General features: G+C 69.7%; 16 protein-coding genes and 2 pseudogenes. 13 read left to right on the forward strand and 5 right to left on the reverse strand.

Annotated elements, in window-relative coordinates:
* Positions 1 to 49 precede the first annotated feature (49 nt).
* Complete coding sequence (locus tag OHU74_RS34560; protein WP_371614225.1) at positions 50 to 463, forward strand: VOC family protein; 414 nt, start codon at positions 50 to 52, stop codon at positions 461 to 463.
* An 80-nt stretch (positions 464 to 543) separates the two neighbouring features.
* The gene (locus tag OHU74_RS34565) at positions 544 to 978 is read left to right on the forward strand and encodes a YdeI/OmpD-associated family protein (RefSeq protein WP_371614224.1); all 435 of its coding nucleotides are present in this window, start codon (positions 544 to 546) and stop codon (positions 976 to 978) included.
* 91 nt (positions 979 to 1069) lie between these two features.
* On the opposite strand, the gene OHU74_RS34570 is transcribed toward OHU74_RS34565, so the two are convergent.
* Entirely contained in the window at positions 1070 to 1510 is a 441-nt protein-coding gene (locus tag OHU74_RS34570) for a VOC family protein (RefSeq protein ID WP_371614223.1), read from the reverse strand.
* A gap of 328 nt (positions 1511 to 1838) precedes the next feature.
* On the opposite strand from OHU74_RS34570, the gene OHU74_RS34575 reads away from it, so the two are divergent.
* Positions 1839 to 2777, forward strand: a complete 939-nt coding sequence (locus OHU74_RS34575; protein ID WP_371614222.1) for a MerR family transcriptional regulator — start codon at positions 1839 to 1841, stop codon at positions 2775 to 2777.
* Between the two features lie 74 nt (positions 2778 to 2851).
* A complete protein-coding gene (locus OHU74_RS34580; protein WP_371619532.1) occupies positions 2852 to 3418 on the forward strand; it encodes a GNAT family N-acetyltransferase in 567 nt (188 codons plus the stop codon).
* Between the two features lie 35 nt (positions 3419 to 3453).
* On the opposite strand, the gene OHU74_RS34585 is transcribed toward OHU74_RS34580, so the two are convergent.
* Positions 3454 to 3633, reverse strand: coding sequence for a hypothetical protein (locus OHU74_RS34585; protein ID WP_371614221.1), 180 nt, complete (start codon positions 3631 to 3633; stop codon positions 3454 to 3456).
* Between the two features lie 13 nt (positions 3634 to 3646).
* Positions 3647 to 4585 carry a LysR family transcriptional regulator gene (locus tag OHU74_RS34590; protein WP_371614220.1) on the reverse strand — a complete coding sequence of 313 codons (939 nt, stop codon included), beginning with the start codon at positions 4583 to 4585 and terminating at the stop codon, positions 3647 to 3649.
* A gap of 71 nt (positions 4586 to 4656) precedes the next feature.
* Here OHU74_RS34590 and OHU74_RS34595 point away from each other — a divergent pair, with 71 nt between their 5' ends.
* On the forward strand, positions 4657 to 5391 hold the full coding sequence (locus tag OHU74_RS34595) for an SDR family oxidoreductase (protein WP_371614219.1): 735 nt from the start codon (positions 4657 to 4659) through the stop codon (positions 5389 to 5391).
* A gap of 432 nt (positions 5392 to 5823) precedes the next feature.
* On the opposite strand, the gene OHU74_RS34600 is transcribed toward OHU74_RS34595, so the two are convergent.
* On the reverse strand, positions 5824 to 6393 hold the full coding sequence (locus OHU74_RS34600) for a helix-turn-helix domain-containing protein (RefSeq protein WP_371614218.1): 570 nt from the start codon (positions 6391 to 6393) through the stop codon (positions 5824 to 5826).
* A 140-nt stretch (positions 6394 to 6533) separates the two neighbouring features.
* Between OHU74_RS34600 and OHU74_RS34605 the strand changes: the two genes are divergently transcribed.
* The 8 genes and pseudogenes from OHU74_RS34605 to OHU74_RS34640 all read left to right on the forward strand — a co-directional run bounded on the left by OHU74_RS34605 (position 6534) and on the right by OHU74_RS34640 (position 14299).
* On the forward strand, positions 6534 to 7313 hold the full coding sequence (locus tag OHU74_RS34605; RefSeq protein WP_371614217.1) for an ABC transporter permease: 780 nt from the start codon (positions 6534 to 6536) through the stop codon (positions 7311 to 7313).
* On the forward strand, positions 7310 to 8026 hold the full coding sequence (locus OHU74_RS34610) for an ABC transporter ATP-binding protein (protein ID WP_371614216.1): 717 nt from the start codon (positions 7310 to 7312) through the stop codon (positions 8024 to 8026). Before OHU74_RS34605 ends, OHU74_RS34610 begins: the two co-directional genes overlap by 4 nt.
* Positions 8027 to 8131: 105 nt before the next feature.
* Positions 8132 to 9133 carry an ABC transporter substrate-binding protein gene (locus OHU74_RS34615; protein ID WP_371614215.1) on the forward strand — a complete coding sequence of 334 codons (1002 nt, stop codon included), beginning with the start codon at positions 8132 to 8134 and terminating at the stop codon, positions 9131 to 9133.
* A gap of 63 nt (positions 9134 to 9196) precedes the next feature.
* Entirely contained in the window at positions 9197 to 10306 is a 1110-nt protein-coding gene (locus OHU74_RS34620) for an aryl-sulfate sulfotransferase (protein WP_371614214.1), read from the forward strand.
* 948 nt (positions 10307 to 11254) lie between these two features.
* Positions 11255 to 11614, forward strand: a pseudogene (locus OHU74_RS34625) (glycoside hydrolase domain-containing protein); the annotation flags it as partial.
* Between the two features lie 417 nt (positions 11615 to 12031).
* Positions 12032 to 12604, forward strand: coding sequence for a discoidin domain-containing protein (locus tag OHU74_RS34630; protein ID WP_371619890.1), 573 nt, complete (start codon positions 12032 to 12034; stop codon positions 12602 to 12604).
* 165 nt (positions 12605 to 12769) lie between these two features.
* Positions 12770 to 13387 (forward strand): hypothetical protein, encoded by a 618-nt coding sequence (locus OHU74_RS34635; RefSeq protein WP_371614213.1) that lies wholly within the window; start codon positions 12770 to 12772, stop codon positions 13385 to 13387.
* Positions 13388 to 13525: 138 nt separating this feature from the next.
* On the forward strand, positions 13526 to 14299 hold the full coding sequence (locus OHU74_RS34640; protein WP_371614212.1) for a class I SAM-dependent methyltransferase: 774 nt from the start codon (positions 13526 to 13528) through the stop codon (positions 14297 to 14299).
* Between the two features lie 995 nt (positions 14300 to 15294).
* Here OHU74_RS34640 and OHU74_RS34645 read toward each other — a convergent pair.
* Positions 15295 to 15468, reverse strand: a pseudogene (locus OHU74_RS34645) (transposase); the annotation flags it as partial.
* Positions 15469 to 15533 lie beyond the last annotated feature (65 nt).

A 15533-nucleotide genomic window follows, 5' to 3' on the forward strand; every position in this document is an offset into this window, starting at 1 on the left:
AGCCCCGCTCAACCGGCACGCACATACCCACCAGCGCAAGGAGTACGTCATGAAAGCCCACGTCAGCTCGATCCTCCTCGGTGTCCGCGACATGGACCGGGCCAAGCAGTTCTACACCGAGGGACTCGGCTGGAAGATCGAGAACGACTTCGGGATCTCGGTGTTCTTCGCATCGGACGGCGCCTCCCCGGTCGGTTTCTACAGCCGCGAGGGCCTGGCCGGCCAGGTGGGCACCGACCCGGAGGGCAGCGGCTTCAGCGGACTGGTTCTGACCTACGTCGTCCGCAGCCGGACACGGGTCGACGAGATCATGACGGAAGCCCAGAACGCCGGCGCCAAGATCCTCAACCCCGCCGGCGCCCTGCCCTGGGGCGGATACGGCGGCACCTTCGCCGACCCCGACGGCTACATCTGGAGCCTCGGCCACAGCACCCAGGGAACCGACCAGCCCTACGCCGAATAGCCACGAACCCCAGCCTCACAGCCGTCCCGGACGGCCGGCAGGATCCGCACCCAACGAGCACGCCGAACAAGGAGAAGACCATGAAGTTCCGGGCCCACGTCGAGCCACCCGAGCCCATGCGAGGCCTGGAAGTTCCACCCGAGGTGGTAGCAGCACTCGGCGCGGGCGCACGGCCACCGGTGACGATCACCATCAACGGGCATTCCTGGAAGAGCCGGATCGCCCTCCTGCGCGGCCGCCACCTGCTGGGCCTCAGCAACGCCAACCGGCAAGCCGCAGGCATCGCAACCGGCGACGAGGTCGAGATCGAACTCGACCTCGACACCGAGCCGCGCGTCGTCGTCGAGCCCGCGGACTTCACCCAGGCCCTGGACGAGGACCCCGCCGCTCGCGCGGCCTACGACAACCTCGCCTACAGCCACAAACGCGAGCACGTACGCGCCATCGAAAGCGCAAAGAAACCCGACACACGCCAACGACGCATCGAGAAGGCCATCGCCACCCTCCGGGGCTGACCCCCGAGAAGCGATCCGCCGGCCATGAAATCGCGCGGAGGCCCGACCCTGTCCCATTCGGGGTCCGAGCCGGTCGTGCGGTTTCCCCTTCTCAGCGCAATTGCTCGGCCAGACCGACGATGATGCCCTCCGGGCCGCGGACGTAGCAGAGCAGATAGCTGTCCTCGAACCGGGCGATCTCGCCGACGAGTTCGGCGCCGTGAGGGCGCAGGCGGGCAACGGTGTCTTCGAGGTCGTCGACGGCGAACATGACGCGGTGCGTGCCCAGAATGTTGTGCGGCCGGTTGCGCGGCCCGTCGCTGATCGCCGCGGGGCTACGGTACTTCGCCAGCTCGAGCCGGCTGTGACCGTCCGGGGTGCGGACCATCGCGATGTCACAGCGGACGCCGTCGAGCCCGGTGCACTGGTCGGCGACGAGGCCCTCGACCTGCGCCTTGCCTTCCAGCTCCATTCCGAGTTCCACGAAGAACGCGATGGCGGCGTCCAGGTCCTCGACGACGATGCCGACGTTGTCCATCCGCTGAATCGCCATGCTGGCTTCTCCTTCCTCGTGCGGCCGGTAGCGGCCGCTGATGTCCCCGGGACGGAGCCGGTGACACGTTCTCGACATCCTCCGACCACCGAACTCCCAGAGATGTGCATCGCGCCACTCAGTACCACTGCGGCAGGCCCGAGAGCCAGGCGCCACCACCATGGAGACTGAGCGCGGCGCAGGCGCCCGCTCCCGTGAAGACGATCAGCCGCAGCGTGCCGTCCCCGCTCTTCTGGACGCACGCGAACCTCGGACGCGAAGGAGTGGTTGGCTGTCGGCAGACGGATGGGCTTGAGTCTCCACTAGGGGGAGACACGAAGGTGGGGGCATGCACGACGACACGCTGTACTCGATCGGCGAGCTGGCCCAGCGGACCGGTCTCACGGTCAAGACCATCCGGTTCTACTCCGATCGCGGAATCGTGGCGCCGACTGACCGGAGCCCTGCCGGCTACCGCCTTTACAACATAGATGCCGCTGCACGCCTGGACCTCGTGCGAACCCTGCGCGAACTGGGACTGGACCTTCCCACGATCCGGAAGGTCATGGACCGGGAGCTCCCATTTCCCGAGGTCGCCGCGGCGCACGCCGAAGCACTGGCGGTACAGATCAGTACCCTGCGCCTGCGGCGCGCGGTACTGACGGCGGTGGCCAAACGCGGGTCCACCCCCGAGGAGACGGACATTATGCACAAGCTTGCTCAGCTCTCCGAGGACGAACGCCGACGTCTGATCGGCGATTTCCTCGACGCTGTCTTCGGCGGTCTTGACGCCGCGCCCGAATTCGCGGGTGTCATGCGCTCGATGACGCCCGAGCTGCCTGACAACCCGGAGGCGGAGCAGATTCAGGCGTGGGTGGAATTGGCTGAGATGTCCCAGGATGCGGATTTCCGGGCCAGCGTGCGACGGATGGCCGAGGGCCAGGCGGCCGAGCAGGCTCGAAGCGACACCACGGGCCCGCGCCGCGACATTGCCGCAACCGTCCGTGACCAGGCCGGCCCGGCCTTGACCGCCGGCACCGCCCCGGCGTCGCCCCAGGCCGATCCAATCGTCGCGGCGCTCGCAGATCACTACGCGCACCTCCTCGGCGTCCCCGACGACAATGAGCTTCGCCGCCGGCTGGCGACTCGGCTGGAGAGCGTGAACGACCCCCGCAGGGAGCGGTACCTCCAGCTGCTCGCAGTGGTCAACGGCTGGCCGGCCCCGGAGAGTTTGGCCCCAGCGTTGGAATGGTCGGTCCAGGCTCTGCGCGTCCGGACACAGCAATGACGGGGCGGTCGCAAGGCGGCCGGGGCCGGACGCGGCTGGCGTCGGGTGAGAACGCCGCCGCACGTGATCGGTTGATCAACGCCCCCGTCATACTGCAGGCGGAAGCGACGCCGTCTGCTCCCGCTCTTGTCCTTCGACCCTGGCGCCTGGAGGACGTTGCCGCACTGGTCGAGGTGAGCCGGGATCCTGCATTGCGCCAGTGGGCCAGCTCTGTCGTGGACAACGATGCCGACGGGGCACGGTGGGTGCAGGCCCAACAGCGGGGCTGGGCAGCAGGGGACCGGTTCGGCTTCGCCGTCTTCGAGGCACAACCCGGATCAGTTCACGAACAGTTGGTGGGCAACGTGATCCTCAAGGAAGTCACCTCCGGCAAACCTGCAGCGGAGGTGGGCTACTGGACCGCGGCGCACGCTCGCGGTCGGGGCGTGGCCCCCCGCGCTCTAGAGGTTCTCACCGGCTGGGCCTTCGACACCTTCGGGGCCGCCGGGCTGCAACGTCTTGAGCTCCTTCATCAGGAGGACAACCTCGCGTCGTGCCGCGTTGCCCAGAAGAGCCGGTACGAGTTCGACAGAGTCCTGCCCGCCGCGCCGCCCACCTTCCCTCTCGATGGACACCTACACATACGGCGCATGCATGTCTGAGGCCCAGTCGACGTCTGCGGATCGCTTGAGGCCGCCTATGCCACGAGGATCTCGGGGCGCTCAACGAGGTGGCCGCCTCGCACCGGCGGGGATGAACCTGGCAGCAAGGTCAGGGTGCGTGCCGGTGCGCTCCTGGGGCCGTCGGGCAGGTGCGCCATCGCGTCCTCGAGGATCTGGTCGGCGCGGACCAGCGTGTGGACGTAGAGCGTGAGCACGGGCAGGGTCACCTCACTGAACCATGTGGTCAGGGTGGTGGGTGGCGACGTCGTGGGCGGCTTGGACGAAGGCGGCGACGGCTGCGGATCGCGAGGTCTCCGGCCAGGCGACCATGACCGCGCTGGGGCTGAGGCCGGTGACCGGCCGGTATGCGATGTCCGGGCGCTGGTGCCGCTCGGTGGTGGAGCGTGCCAGGAACGCCACCGCCTGGCCCAGCGCAACCACCTCCAGGAGCTGCTCGACGCTGGCCACGAGCGGCCCCTCAGGAGTGTCGGCCGGCGCCGAGCCTGTGTGGCCATCGCCTGCTTCTGCTCCGTCGCACCCTGTGTAGTAGGCGGTGGCGGAGGGGGCGGCCCCCTTCCAGCGCGGGATCGGTTCGCCCTGGAGGTCGGCCAGCCGCAGTCGCCGGCGTCCGGCCAGCCGGTGCGCGGCGGGGAGAACGGCCAGTCGCGGCTCGACCACGAGCGTCTGGGAATCCAGCCCTTGACCGTCGAACGGGCTGCGCAGCAGCGCTACGTCGGCACGGCCGTCCCGCAGCATGGAGATCGGCTCTCCGCTGCCGCCGACGACGACTTCAGGCGGCGGCAGATGCGAACCCGTTCCCCGGTAGGCGGCGAGGATCTCCCGCAGCAGCCCGGCGTCGCCTCCAGGCTTGACCGCCACGACGAGCTGGGGTGTCGGCTGACCCGCCCGGCGCGCACGCCGGGCCGCCGCGTGCACTGCGTCGACCGCGATCCGGGCCTGGTCGAGCAGCACCTGACCGGCGGTGGTCAGCCTCACCTGCCGGGTGGTGCGCTCCAGCAGGCGTACCCCGAGCCGGGACTCCATCTGAGCGATCGCCTTCGACAGCGGGGGCTGCGCCATCGCCAGGCGTTGCGCGGCCCGGCTGAAGTTCAGTTCCTCGGCGACCGCGATGAAGTACCTCAGCTCGCGCACCTCCAGCTCACTCATATCTGTGGACTATAGATCCAGAGTCTTCCGGTCTTTCCCTGCCACCCGTGGGGGAGGGGAGGCTGGGTGCCATGACGACTTCGCAGAAGACTGCTCTGATCACCGGCGCGAACAAGGGAATCGGCAAGGAAACGGCGCGCAGGCTCGCAGCCCTCGGCATCACCGTGCTGATCGGCGCCCGCAACACCGAGCGTGGCGAGGCGGCGGCCGAGGAGCTTTGCTCGGGCGGCGCCGACGTACGGTTCGTACCGCTGGACGTCACCGACGAGACCTCGGTCCAGGCCGCCGCCAAGCACATCGACGCCACGTTCGGCCGCCTCGACATCCTCGTCAACAACGCCGCGATCGCCACCGGACCGCAAAAGCCGAGTGAAACCACCGCCGCCACCCTCCGGCAGGTCTACGAGACCAACGTGTTCGGCGTCATCGCGGTGACCCACGCCATGCTCCCCCTGCTACGCCGCTCCGCCGCCGCACGCATCGTCAACATGTCCAGCGAACTCGGCTCCCTCACCCACCAGGCCGACCCGGGCAGCCCGTGGTCCGCCTACACCTCGATCCTCCTCCCCTACTGCACCTCGAAGAGCGCGCTGAACGCGATCACCGTGCTCTACGCCAATGAACTGCGCGCCGAAGGGATCCTGGTCAACGCGGTGAGTCCCGGCTACTGCGCGACCGACCTCAACCGCCACACCGGGATACGCACGCCGGAGGAGGGCGCGGCCGTGGCGGTTGCCCTGGCGACTGCGGGCGAGGACGGCCCGACGGGCGCCCTTCTGGCCGAGGACGGGCCGATTCCCTGGTGAAACCATGCCGCGCCGTCTCCGCCTGAAGCCTGCCGGGGTGTTTTCAACCCCCGCCGTGACGATCACTGGCCTCTGGCGCGGCGCCCATCCTCGCAGGCCCTACTGGTAGTTGGTGGGCGCACAAGCCAAGACGGGCACAAGGTGATCACTCGTCTCGCGGAATCAGCGTCAAGGGCTGGGCCGCGGGTCAGCCGGTGGTTTCCATCGCGGTTGTGTGCTCGTCGTGTTCACGTAGCAGACGCAGGGTGGTGGCGAGCATGTCCTCGTCGGCGTCTGGAAGTTCAAGACCGTGTAGCCCGGCTCACCACCCCTTTGCCGTGCCGGTACCTCACACGGGCAAGCCATCGGAGCCCCGCCGGGCCGGCAAGGCGCGGGCGTCCCGTCCGGTGCGGGCTGCCTCCGAAGGGGGCGGCTCTTCGGCCCCCGGGTGGCTCAGGCGCTCGCGATGACCAGCAAGGTGCGGGCGGCGACCGGCCCCGTCAGGCGGCACCGGTGCCGGACCTGGCCCGGGTGGTGGGCGCTCTGTCCGGCGCGCAGGATCAGCGGTTCCTCGCCCTCGACCTCCAGGGCGATCTCGCCTTCCAGGACGTAGAGGAAGTCCTCGCCAGGGTGCTCGAACCAGCCGCGCTCGCCCTGGCCGGGCTCGAAGCGGTGCTCGTAGGCCTCCATCAGTGCGCTGCGGCCGCCGGGGATGAGGACCTGTGCGGTCTGCCCTGCGGCCTCGTTCACGCGGATCACCTGCGGGTCGCTCTCGTGGCTGACCGCGCCCGGTCGCGCGGGTGGTCGCAGGAAGGTGCCCGGGGCGACGTCCAGGGCTTCCGCGATCCGGTAGATCGAGCTCAGGCTGGGAGTGGCGAGGCCGCGTTCGAGCTGGCTGAGGAACGGCTGGGAGAGCCCGGAACGGGTGGCGAGGACGGCCATGGAGACGCCGCGCTCTCTGCGGCAGGCCCGGATCACCCGTCCGACCTCGATCGCCTCCGGTGTGGGTTCGGGTCGAGACACGCAGGTGAACGTACCTCATCACCGCCCGGGGGCCGGAGGCCCCGGTGAGGTTTCGTACTGCCGCAACACTCCCGTCATAAGCGTGGTCAATTATTGACCTCGCTTATAGATGTCGAGGAACCAAACAGAGGAGCCGCCCCGTGCCCGCCACCCCCTCACCGCCCGGCCGGGCCCTGCGCGGGCTCGGACCGGCCCTGGGCGCGGCAGGCGCCGTGCTCGCACTGTGGCACCTGCTCGCCCGGTCCGGTGCCGTGGCACCGGGGCTGCTGCCCACCCCGGGCGAGACCATGGCCGCGCTCGTGGTCAGCGCCCGCAGTGGCATGCTGGCCGCCGATCTCGGCGCGAGCCTGGTCCGTGCCGGGCAGGGTTTCGCGCTGGGCGCCCTCGCCGGCAGCGCGCTGGGCTTCGCCACCGGCTACTTGCCGAGGCTGTCCGCCGCCGTCACCCCGGTGGTCTCCTTCCTGCGCCCGATCCCCGCCATCGCACTGGTGCCGCTCGCGACCGCCTGGTTCGGCATCGGGGAGACCGCGAAGCGCCTGCTCATCGCGTACGCCGTGCTGCTCGCCGTCTGGCTTTACGTCCACGACGGGGTCTCCCGGGTACCGGTGTCCCACCTGAGGGCGGCCCGGTCGCTGGGGGCGCCGCTGCACCGGCGGTTCACCGAGGTGCTGCTGCCCGCCGCCGCGCCCGCGCTGCTCGCCGCGTTGCGGTACGGAGCTTCGGTCGCGCTGCTCGCCCTGGTGGCGGCGGAACTGGGCGGCGCGGACAGCGGGCTGGCGTACCGACTTCAGGTGGACGGACAGTTCCTGCGGGTGGACAGGATGTTCGCGGGGCTGCTCGTGCTGGGCCTGCTCGGGGTGGCCGTCGACCTCGTACTGGCCGCGGTCGGCCGCCGGTTCGTGCACTGGAGCACCTCATGAGCCTCGGTGTACGACTGGAGGGGCTGTCGGTCCGCTACGGGGCCGCCCCGGTCCTGGAGCGCACCGACCTGGAGCTCCCCGCGGGCTCGTTCACGGCGCTGCTGGGGCCCAGCGGGTGCGGCAAGTCCACGATCCTCAACCTGGTGGCCGGGTTCGCGCGCCCCACCGAAGGCCGGGTGACGGCGGGTTCCGCACCCGTACGCGGACCCGGCCCGGAGCGGGGCGTGGTCTTCCAGCACTACGCGCTCTTCCCCTGGCGCACCGCCCGCGGCAACGTCGAGTTCGCCCTCAAGCGGCTCGGCCTGCCGCGCCCGGAGCGTCGCAGGCGGGCCCTCGCGGCGCTGGCCGAGGTGGGGCTCGCGGACGGGTCCGAGAAGTACCCGGCGCAGCTGTCCGGAGGCATGCAGCAACGCGTGGCACTGGCCCGGGCGCTGGCCGCGGAGCCCGAAGTGCTGCTGATGGACGAGCCGTTCGGAGCGCTGGACGCACTGACCCGGACCCGGATGCAGATCCTGCTGCGGGAGCTGTGGCAGCGCCGCGGCACCACCGTCCTGTTCGTCACGCACGACATCGACGAGGCACTGGCCCTCGCCGAACGGGTCGTCGTCCTCGGCGGAACTCCGGGGCGCGTCCTGGCCGACCACGCCGTGCCCGCCGGGCCTCCCGACCCCGCCCTGCGCTCACTGATCGCAGGCCACCTCGGCGTGGGCTGAAGAGCGCCCTCGGCTCGCTCCCGCTCCCGTCTCCTCCTTCACCTCGAGCTCCGCCCACAGCTCCATGTCCATGCCCCTCTCCCTTCCTGGAAGGACCCCCCTCACATGCTCAGACCCCGTGCAGCGGCCGCACTGTTGACGGCAGCCCTGCTCTGCGCACTCACCTCGGCCTGCAGTGCCGGATCCGGCTCCGGTTCCGCGGCCGGCGCTCGCCCAGCCGTTTCCCTCGCGGCCAGCGACTACCTCGGCGGGGCGCCCGTCTACGTCGCCCAGGAGCACGGGCTGTGGTCCGCCGAGGGCATCGAAGCCACCGTGACCACCCAGCCCACGGGCAGGGACTCACTGAACGCCGTACTCGGCGGTCAGGCACAGCTCGGCGTCGTGGGTGACCTGCCTGCGGTGACGGCCGCGCTGGGCGGGCGCGAGCTACGGATCGTCGCCGACCTGTCCCGGTTCGACGACTGGCGCCTGCTGACCCGGACCGACCGGCAGATCACCGACTTCGCCGCGCTGAAGGGCCGCAAGGTCGGCGTCCCGCAAGGCACGAACGTCGAGTACGCGCTGTCGCGGATGCTCGCCTCCGCACAGCTGACGGCCGCAGACGTGACCGTGGTCAACCTCGCCCCGAACCAAGTGACTTCGGCGCTAGCCCGGGGGGACGTGGACGCCGGCGTCACCTTCCCCAGCTTCTACGGCGCCGCCCGCACGACCCTCGGTGACCGCTACGCCGAGCTCCGCTTCACCGGCTACACGGCACGGACCCTGCTCGTCGCCGGCCCGAAGGCAACCGAGGCGACCACCACGGCCGTCCTGCGGGCGCTGCTGAAGGCGCAGCGCGAGATCGCGGCCGACCCGACGGCCGCGCGGAAGGCCGTACTGGCCCAGTCCAAGGGCGCGCTCCAGGCCGACCACGTGGACGCCTTCCAGCCCCGCTACGGCTACGGCGCGACCCTTTCGCCCGAGCTGCTGAGCCAGTTGGAGCAGGAGGCCGCCTGGGCCAAGGCCACCCAGAGCCTGCCGGGCGCCCTCGACAGGGCCGCGCTGCTGCGGTACCTGCAGGCCGAGCCCCTCACGGCCGTCGACCCCGCCGCCGTCACCGTCCACTGACCTCACGAACCGATCAGACCGACCGCACCCACCGAGCACGACCAACACCTTACGGAGATCCCCATGACCGTCGACCAGAACACGCTGCGCCGCCGAGGCGTCGGCCTGATCGCCCATGACCCCGTCCGCAGTTACGGCGGCCTCACCCTCTACACACCCATCACCAGCTCAGGCGAGATCCACCTCGTCGACATCGAGGGCCGTCCGGTCCACACCTGGAGCTCCCCGCACCCGCCCGGCCGTCAGGCGCAGCTCCTCCCCGGCGGCAACCTCTTCTACGCGGCCAAGGACACCAGCAGCCCGACCCTCTTCCCCATCTGGGACGTCTACCACGGCGGCATCTTCCAGGAGCTGGCCCCGGACTCCACGGTCCTGCGCGAGGTCCGGCACCCCTTCCACCACCACGACGCCTCCCTCCTGCGCAACGGCAACCTCATCGTCACCGTCGTCGAACCGCTCGACCCGGCCGACGCGGCCCGTATCCGGGGCGGCATCCCCGGCTCGGAGGCCCCGGGCGGGGTGATCTACGGGGACGTGGTGTACGAGCTGACCTGGGATGGCGAGCAGGTGTGGCGCTGGGCCGCGATCGAACACCTCGACCCCGAGGAATTCCCGCTCAACGCCCACTTCGCGCGTGAGCACTGGCCGATGGCCAACACCGTCAACGAACGCGCCGACGGCTCGATCGTCGTGGGCTTCCGCAGCGCGTCCTCCACCGTGGCCATCGACCGCACCGACGGTTCGGTGGTGTGGCACATCGGCCCCGACGTCCTGGCGCAGCAGCACCATCCGCACGAGCTGGCGGGCGGGAACATCCTGGTCTTCGACAACGGCACCTACCGCGACACCACGTCCGTACCGTATTCGCGGGTGCTGGAGCTCGACCCGAGCACGGGCAAGGAGGTGTGGTCGTACGAGGACAACCCGCCACAGAACTTCTACAGCCCCTACATGTCCAGCGCGCAACGGCTCCCCAACGGCAATACCTTCATCGCCGAGGGCTCCTTCGGACGGCTCTTCGAGGTCACCCCCGCCGGTGACGTGGTCTGGGAGTTCGTGGTCCCGCAGTTCCGGTCCTTCGGGGAGGGTGTCGGCCTGGAATCCTCGGCCGGCGCCCAGAACTCCGTCTTCCGCGCCTACCGGTACTCCGCCGACCAGTTCCCCTGGCTATGAGGCGACGCCCCGGCTCATGAGCGCCGCCGATCCGCCGGCGGGGGCACGTGACCTGGGTGAGCAGGATTCCGCTGAGCCCCGTCTGCTTCTGGGAGGTCGACGGGGTCCAGTTCCGCCGGATCGTGAGCGTCGGCCGTCATGACCGAACGAGACGTCATCCTCAACGAACTCGCCCAGGGCCTGCGCCCGATGTCGCAGGGCATCGACTGGTTCGACACACACGGCCCGCAGGAACAGAACGGCGCCGCGCACGCTTCTGCTCCGGCGGATGCGGTCACTGGTGGCACGGCCTGGCCCGGGTGCAACTGGCCGGTGATGACGGGTGACGACGGGCTCGGCCCCGCCCCGTGCCTCGTCGGCACCCCAGCGGCCGACCAACGCGGTGACGCTGTTCGCGGCGCGCAACGAGGTCCTCCGTACGGGTGTACGACGCCGAGGTGCCCCCGGCGAACCGCTCGACGTTCCGGATGAACAACTGGTTCACCTCGGTCGGCTGGGACTACAACTGGACGTCCTCGTCCATACCCGACCAGTACGGGATCGCGGACTACTCGCCCGAGTGGTGGACGCTCATGGGGAACTTCGCGAAGAACTACGCCGAGCACCGCAACAACGTCATCTACGCCGACTTCACTGCCCTCTCCATCCCCGACACCAAGCTCGTGGACGGCCCCGCGCTGAAGGCGCACCTCGACTCCAAGTGCCTGGACGCGGGACCGGCCTGCACGCCCGGCCGCCGGTGGAGCGACGTGTTCTACATGAGCGCGGTCGACGAGCCCTACGCCGCCGACAAGGCCCAGACCGACGCCGCGCTCTGGCTCTACGAGCGCTACCACGCGTACTTCCCCCAGGGGCAGTCGAACCAGGCCCACCACCAGGTCGTTTCCGCCCTGGACGACGCGCTCGGCACGATCACGCCGAACATACAACAACGACTACGACTACGACTACGACTACGACGAGCACGCCGGCTACTACCAGAGCAGGCGCCTCGCCGGCAAGGACCTCTGGCTCTACTACTGCACCGTCCCGCGGGACCGGCACATCAACCGGTTCATCAGCTACCCGCTGTCGGACTCCCGTCTGACGCCGTGGATGGTCTCGGCGGTGGGCGGCAACGGATTCCTGCACTGGGGCTGGAACATCTGGACGCAGCCGGAGGGCAACCCGGTGACGCGCTACGACCACGTCGACACCTTCAACGGCTCGACCAACGGAGACCCGTTCCTGGTGCGCCCGAACAAGGCCGCCCTGGACGTCTACGACAGCATGCGCAGCGAGGCCCTGCTGGCAGGCATCCAGGACTACGAGCTGCTGACCCAACTCGCCGCGACGAAGCCGGTCCTGGCCCGGGCGCTGACCTCCTCCGTGATCACGAACACCACCGAGACCACCACCTCGGGCGCGGAGCTCGACAGCGACACCGCCGCCAACTGGGACACGGTCTCCGCGGTGCCCGGCCGCGCCTACGGGGACGTCGCCGCCTCCGTGGACGTCAGCATCACCGGGGTCAACGCAGACGGCGGGGAAACCAACTGGGCGGGCCTGACCGTCCACACCCAGAACCCCACCGACCGGCAGGCCGGCTACCTGGTGGGCCTGCGCAACAACGGCGAGGTCTTCGTCGACCGCAGCGCCGCCACCATCGCCAAGGCGAAGGTGCCCGGGTACACCGCCGGCCAGACGGTCATCCTGAGGGCCGTCACCCGCGGCTCCACCCTCAAGGTGTACGCCGGATCGACGGAGCTGATCTCCCTCACCGACGCGAGCTACCCGGTCGGCAACGTCGGTCTCGCCACCGGCGCGGCGAGCGCCTGGTTCGACAACGTACGCCTCAACCCGGGCACCAACCCCGTCGAGGGCGCCGCTGTCACCGCCTCCAGCAGCTACGAGAACGACGGCTGGAGCAAGAACGCCCTGACCGACGGCCGGCGCTCCCTGCCCACCGGCACCAACGGCTGGAGCAGCATCGACAACCTGTCCGTCGACCACACCGAGTCCGTGACGGCGGGCCTCGGCGCCGCGCGCCGGATCAGCCGCCTGGACCTCTTCGGCCGGGCCGACGGCGCCAACACCGGGCTCGGCTTCCCGGTCGACTTCACCGTCCAGGTGTCGTCCGACAACGCCACCTGGACCACCGTCGCCGACAAGCACGACTACCCGCGCCCCGGCGCAGGAGCCCAGACCTTCCCATTCACGCCGACCACGGCCCGCTACGTGAAGGTCACCGGCACCAAACTGAGCGCCGACCAGTTCGGCGACCGCTACATGCAACTCGGCGAGATCGCCGTCGGCTGACCCGAACATCCGCGTCCCAGCGGCCGGCCACCACCGCGTTGCCATCGGCCCCTGCCCTCCGTATCGACCGGATACGGAGGGCAGGGGAGGGCAGGGGAGGGGCCCCGGCTTCGTCCAGGCCCTGCGCCTGCCACGGTCCAATCCCGGCTGTGACAGGGTGCTTGCATGTCCAACCCCATCGCGTACCCGGTCTTCCGCACCCCCGACCCCGTACTGGCCCTGCGCGTGGCGCGTCAGCTTGCGGCAGTGGGTGACGAGCAGTACGCGGAGGTGTCCGTGGACATCGAGCTCTGCACCGTCCCGGAAGTGCTGCGGATACGCGAGGCGCTGCCGGATGCCTGGTTCTGCAAAGAGGACGTCGAGGACTGGGCGCGGGACCCTTCCGACCCGACGGGCCTGCACGCTGGTGTCCACGCGCCCGAGCTCTCCACTGATCCGGACTTCCTCTCCTCGCACCTGCCGCTCTGGGCGTCGATGCTGGACCAGCCCCTCGGCAGCATCGAGGCCGAGTTCACCGCCCTGGTGGGCCCGAACTTCGGCGAGATCCAGTGGCGGAGCCTGCTCTGGCCCGACGTACCGGACCACGGAATCGCCGGCGAAGCCAACAACGCCCGGGTCTCACTGCTGTTCAACAGCCGCGTCCAGGGCTTCGCAGAGCGCTCCGACGACCACACCGTGCTCGTCCACGTACGCCGCAGGAACCACGACGGCTCCGAGGAACGCCACGCTGCCTGGCTGGCGGAACAGATCGGCCGGTCCATCATCGGCCCACCCCAGTGGTAACCCCCTGATCGCGCCCAGCCTCCCCAAACCGATCACATGACCGAGCCGCCATCGTGTCGGCGCATCAGCACGCGGCTGACGCCCGAGCCGAGACGACGTGCGGCGGTTGGCGGATCATGTGACTACTAGGCTGCGACGATGGAACGCTTAACCGACCTGCCAGAAGTTCTCGCCCAGCCCGCAGACCCGGCTCTGGCGAACGACTACGACAGTTTCGCCGAGGCCTACTCGGTGGAGAACGAGAACAGTCTGGTGAACTCGTACTACGAGCGGCCCGCGATGCTGGCCCTCGCAGGAGACGTGGCCGGCCGTCAGGTCCTGGACGCCGGTTGCGGCTCGGGCCCGCTGTCCGCCGCGCTACGTGACCGCGGCGCGGTCGTCACCGGCATAGACGCCAGCGCCAGGATGCTGGCGTTGGCGAGACGGCGGCTGGGCGATGACGTCGCCCTGTACGCGGTCGACCTGAACGACCCCCTGCCGTTCGACGATGATGCGTTCGACGACGTGGTCGCGTCGCTGGTCCTGCACTACCTCGAGGACTGGGGGCCGGCACTGGCCGAGTTGCGGCGCGTGATCAGGCCCGGCGGCCGACTGATTGCGTCGGTGGACCACCCTTTCGTGGCCTACACGATCAAGGATCCCCGGCCCGACTACTTCACTACCACCAGCTATACCTTCGACTGGACATTCAACGGGCAGTCCGCCCCGATGAGGTTCTGGCGCAAGCCACTGCACGCGATGACCGAGGCCTTCACCACCGCCGGCTTCCGCCTTTCCGTCATCAGCGAGCCGCAACCAGACCCAGCCGCCCGTGAGCTGTTCCCCGACGACTTCCACACCCTTTCGACCAAACCCTGCTTCCTCTTCTTCATCCTTGAAGTACCACCCTTGGCTGCGGGCTCGGGCCAGTAGCTCTTCGGAGGATCACGGGCGGAGCCAGAGTCGGATCGAACCATTCCGACTTCTCTGCCGCTCCGTTGTGGGCCGTCAGAGAGGATGGGTCTCGCGCCCAAGAAAAGTGTGTGAACGACGCCGACATTCCCCGCCTCCAGCGTCAAGGAAGGGGTCATGGGGACGGCGGAGCTGCGCCGTCGTCCCCATGGGGACGACACACCTTCCCGGGCCCCCGATAGCCAGCCAGCCGAGGTTCAGGATCGGGGCGGGCCGAGTTCTTGTGGTGCGAGAGGGCCGGACTCGCCCATCTCCCGTGCCAGGCGGCCGTACCCGCGCAGCGTGGGTACGGCACGGCAGGAGCGGAACGGGACGGAGGCTTTCACCCGGCCCACCGAATGGTTCGAACTCGACGAGTGCCGAGATGACCGAACGCGGGTTGTCGACGCCAGCGGTCGAGCGGATCGTCCGGAACCACAGCACCCGCCCGGTGTCCGGGCGCCCCGTGGCGCCGACCCGGACCAGTAGGCCCGTGCTGCCGTCGTCGGCGCCAACATCTGGTTGGAGGAGCAGGCTGTGGTCCGCCGGAACCTGTTCGCCCGGCTTCAGCAGGCCATGGAGATCCAGGACATCGAGCAGGTGCGCCCGTTGTTGGTGACCGCGAACGCCACCGCGAGTCATGACCGCACCGAGGAGGAGACCGCCATCACTGAGGCGGGCGAACACCTCGCTGCCGATGCGCAGGAACGGCACGAGGAGATCATCGCGGCCGAGCAGCAGCCGAACAGGCCAGGCGGGCGGCCGATCGCGTACGAGCGTTGCTCTCGGCTCTTCGCCGGCCTCCAACCGGGCTCCGGTCTCAGCGGCGTGACTGGATTCGGGCTTCGGCGCGGAAGCTGCTGCTCGCGGCGGAGCAGGCGGACAGCATGCTCAGCGCCCGCGGGCGGGAGCACATCGAGTCGTGGAAGACGCGTTGCGAAGCCGGTAGTGATCACGGTCGAAGCGTGTTGGTCTACTGCCTCGGCTGCCTCGGCATTGACGATTGGCTCCCGCGTTCCGTCCGGCGACCAGCGGTGATGCCGTCCATAAACGGTCTTCCAGGAGCCGTGACGTTCCGGCAGGTCACGCCACGGGACCGCGGGCCGGACCCGGAACAAAACCCCGTTGATCACCCTGCGGTGATCGCTCCAGGTGTGCCGGTCGCCAGGTGTCCAGACAAGGTCGGGGCTGCGCGGGCCGCCGTAGACGGCGTCGA

Origin of the sequence: Streptomyces sp. NBC_00454, from assembly GCF_041434015.1 — a bacterium.
Classification (GTDB): domain Bacteria; phylum Actinomycetota; class Actinomycetes; order Streptomycetales; family Streptomycetaceae; genus Streptomyces.